The sequence below is a fragment of the Thermodesulfitimonas sp. genome, assembly GCF_052743955.1.
The window spans coordinates 1-3,890 of sequence record NZ_JBRAIN010000124.1 but is presented as its reverse complement, the minus strand read 5'-3'; the positions used below and the strand labels follow the sequence as shown (position 1 = coordinate 3,890).

Annotated in this window: 4 protein-coding genes and 1 pseudogene; all 5 read left to right on the top strand. The window is 53.6% G+C overall.

The features are described from left to right. Positions 1–292 precede the first annotated feature (292 nt). Positions 293–424, top strand: coding sequence for a hypothetical protein (locus ACUVTA_RS08790; RefSeq protein WP_445952567.1), 132 nt, complete (start codon positions 293–295; stop codon positions 422–424). Between the two features lie 104 nt (positions 425–528). Continuing rightward, positions 529–2,046: an ASKHA domain-containing protein gene (locus ACUVTA_RS08785; RefSeq protein WP_445952566.1), complete on the top strand. Its 1,518-nt coding sequence runs from the start codon at positions 529–531 to the stop codon at positions 2,044–2,046. Between the two features lie 506 nt (positions 2,047–2,552). Next, positions 2,553–2,987 (top strand): annotated as a pseudogene (locus ACUVTA_RS08780) (universal stress protein); the annotation flags it as partial. 192 nt (positions 2,988–3,179) lie between these two features. Beyond that, positions 3,180–3,371, top strand: coding sequence for a hypothetical protein (locus ACUVTA_RS08775; protein ID WP_445952565.1), 192 nt, complete (start codon positions 3,180–3,182; stop codon positions 3,369–3,371). Positions 3,372–3,383: 12 nt separating this feature from the next. Continuing rightward, the gene (locus ACUVTA_RS08770) at positions 3,384–3,647 is read left to right on the top strand and encodes a hypothetical protein (protein ID WP_445952564.1); all 264 of its coding nucleotides are present in this window, start codon (positions 3,384–3,386) and stop codon (positions 3,645–3,647) included. The last annotated feature ends 243 nt before the right edge of the window (positions 3,648–3,890 follow it).

Sequence of the window (3,890 nt, the reverse complement as noted above, 5' to 3'; positions counted from 1 at the left end):
GGTCAATTTTCGCCTTCCACATTTTAGTTTAAGGAGAAAGTGTGGCTGAAATTTGAAGAAAGAGTTACAGTTTTGTTAAATTTGATCCTCTAAGTGCCGTGGCTTGACCATTTAAAGCTGTCTTCTAAATTATATGTGTCCGGTATTTGATAGTGAAAAAAAAGAATTTGAAGGAGATATCTTGTATTTTTTCAGGTACAAGCGTATAATTGGGTTGTTGAGCCAGGGCCTCTTCGGGCCGGTTCCCCGGAAGCACTACGCAACACTTCTGGGAAGCTCAGAAAATCTTAGAATGAGGAGGCGGTTTACGATGGCCAAGGGAATGAAGCACCAACCCAAAGACGATATGAAGCTGGTCTGGCTAGTAGGCACCTTGCTTGCAACCTACTTCGCGTTAAACTATCTGGCCGGTTACCTTCACTAGATAATTAATACGGGAGCACCCCGCCTTTTTATTGCCCGCGACCAGAGTTTAGCTACGGAGGTATAATGGTTCCAGGCACTTTTCTTGGGAGGTAGGGGGGTCCCGTGTTAAGCAGGAAATTTTATCTTACTTTAAACCCCCCGCACCTCGGTGACAACCGGGCCGACGCGACCCGGCTTCTCGCCGCGCTGCCGGTGGAGGGGAGTGTTGCGATTCCGCTAGCGGTGCTGCGCCGGCTTTCGGAGCCGCTGCGGACCGGCGGCTGGCAGGTAACAGCGGCTCTCTGCCGAACCAAGTGCGGGTGGCGGCTTCAGGATGTGGAGCCGGGAGATACCACTGCTCGCCATTTCGGTCTTGCCGTGGACGTTGGAACTACAACTGTAGCGGTCGCCATAGTGGATCTAAACGGCAAGAGAAAGGTTGCGGTGGCAACGGAAGAAAACCGGCAAGTCTCAGTGGCACAAGACATCTTGACCCGCCTGTGGACGGCGGCGGAACCGGATGGGCGGGCGATGCTCCAAAGCCTTATTGCCGAAACCATCAACGAGGCCACAGCAGCGGCGGCAGCAGAAGCAGGTATCCATCCCCAGGAGATCACCGCGGTTGCCGTGAGCGCCAACACCGGTATGGTTCATCTCCTCCTCGGGCTTGACCCCTCCCGGATCTACTGTGAGCCTTACATCCCGGTGGTCACTGCTCCCGACCTTCTATGGGCTCAAGACCTCGGCCTGGCCGTCCATCCGGAGGCTGTCGTCTATTTCTTGCCGGGCGTTGGTAGCTACGTCGGCGGCGACGCCATCGGCGGCGTGCTGGTAAGCGGAATGCACCAGCAGAAGGAAGTAGCGCTTTTCGTCGACATTGGCACTAACGGGGAAATGGTTCTCGGTAACCGGGAATGGCTCGTTGCGGCGGCCGGAGCAGCAGGTCCGGCGTTCGAGGGGGGAGTTGTAGCGCAGGGGATGCGGGCACTGCCCGGCGCCATCAAGCGGGTCTACATCGACCCGGATACCCAGCGGGTGACCTACGAAGTCATCGGGGGCGGGAAACCACGGGGAATCTGCGGCTCAGGCGTCGTGGACGCGCTCGCCGGGATGCTCCTATCCGGCATCATCGACCGGAGTGGCCGCTTCCGGGACGGGCGGGAGGCTTTTGTTATTGTGCCGGCGAGCGAAACCGCGACCGGACAGGATATCGTGATCACCCAGCAGGACATAAAAAACTTTTTAAAAACGAAAGGGGCGGTGAACGCCGCCGTAGAAACACTCCTTGCGGCCGTAGGTATTAAACCTCACGAAATAGCCCGCTTTTACGCTGCCGGAGCCTTTGGGGAACATCTCGACGTGGAGGCTGCCGTTACGATTGGCCTTTACCCCGACCTTCCCCGCGACCAGATCGTGGTCTTAGGCAACACCGCCCTAGCCGCAGCGGCTCAGGCTCTCATCTGCGACGAGGCCAGAGAGAAACTCGTGAGTATTGCCCGGCAAGTCACTTATGTCGAGCTCAATGCCAATACCGACTTCATGGCCCGCTTTGCGGGGAGTCAATTTTTCCCTCATACTGACATCTCACTTTATCCCACCGTAGCCGAAAAGTTCCGCGCAGCCGGGCTGATTAAAAAGTAAGATAAAATTGAGGTAAGGCTTGGGTGGGTATCGCGGCCTCTTTACAACGACAGGATGTGTTTGGTATTATAAAAGGTGAACGTGAAATCATTCCCAAATTAGCTTGGGGAGAAAACGTTTTCCAAGTGCGACGAATTCGTAAAATATGACGGCTTGCTATGGTTTTAAAGAGACTGGCGATGCACGCATTCTTAGCGCCTATCAGACTGAATTTCGTACGAGTTGTTAAGAGGTCGGTTTTTATGCGGCGTCAGGAAAGTTTTTTAGGCTAAATAAAGGTGATATATTTCACAATATCCCTGCTCAGTTTAGCCATCTTGGGAACGATTAAAACGAAAGGAGAACGTTAAACGCAGAACGGACCCCAAAGTTCTGTTAGTACAAGATTGAATATCTATTTCCGGAGGAGGTGGTCTGAAGAGGCGAGGAGGGGAACAGGTATGGTAGGAAAGGTGACAGGAAAACAAAAACTTTAGGGGGAGAGAAGCGATGTTGAAAAAGTACTTCTACCTACGGATGGTTCTGCTAACGCCCTAAAGGCCGCAGAGTTTACCGTAGGCTTGATGAAATTATTGCCCGGTATCGAGGTAACCATAATTAACGTCTATCAGGTGGTGCCAGAGTTCGGGGTCTACGATTCGGGATTCGATACCTATGACAGTCTGGTAGATCCGGGAACTGTAGAAACGATGAAGCAGATGTCGCAGCGGGTCCTCGAGAAAACCGTAGCGGTATTCACGCAGGCGGGCTTGAAGGTGAATGCGGTTTCTGTAGAGGGCGAACCGGGGAGGAAAATCGCTGATTTTGCCAAAGAAGGTGGTTACGACCACATTGTAATCGGTTCACGGGGTATGGGTGCTTTGAGTGGTTTAGCTTCGGGTAGTGTAACCCAGAAGGTCTTGTATTTTGCTACCTGTCCCGTGACTGTAATTAAAGGCTAAAACTCTCTACCGGCGATACTGAAATAAGTCGGCTAAAAACTGTGTGAGTAAAGATAGAAGCCCTCCAGGGAACCCCTACTTTCGGAACCTCGCCATGGTATGGTATAGCTTCTGATTGGGGTACCGCGGCAGGATTTTCTCCTTGCCTGTAGAATGATAAAACGAGGTTCCAGAAAAGGGTGGTGGTCAACCTTGGACGAGCGCAATTTGAAGGCTGTTCTCATCGGGACCGTGACCTGTGAGAACCTATTTGCAGCCTATGCGGCAGTGCGTGCCCATGGCCTAGCCGTCTTCGGGACGGCCACGGCCAAGCCCCTGCGGGAACTGGCGAAGGTTCTTTCCGGAGGTGGAAAGGCGCGCTTCTACTTCTGTGCACCTACCTGAGCGCTACCGCACGTGGCGGTCGCCGCGGGTTGGGTAGCCGGACTCTGGACGGAGGTGCCGGAAGATGCGCCGATAGAAGAAATTAAGGCCGCCTTCACGAAGAGCTTCGGGAAACTCTGGGACGACGTGGTGGTCGGAAAGGACCGAGAGGCGCTCTACCGCTTTTGGGAGGGCTACGTGGGCGTGGAGAGGCTTCATCCTCATCCTGAAATCACTGTGGCCCGGATCAGGGAGGAGAACCCGGGGGCCCCGGTGCTGGAGGTGCTGCTGGGATAGGCAAAGCCAAATCTAAGTCCGGGAACCATTTGGGTGCGACGGCCGGCCAAGGTAGCATTGGCGGCCGTAAACTGGATTGTTGCTTAATGAAGTCTTTATAGGGTTAAAGAGGGGCTAATATAACCTATTTCTGCTACAACCGTTCTGAGAACCCAAACCGGGTTCTCCTCGAGGCTAGGGGACCCAACAAGACTCACGGTAAAATGTCAACAGGAGATTTCAAAAAGTTTAAGTTTTCAAGCC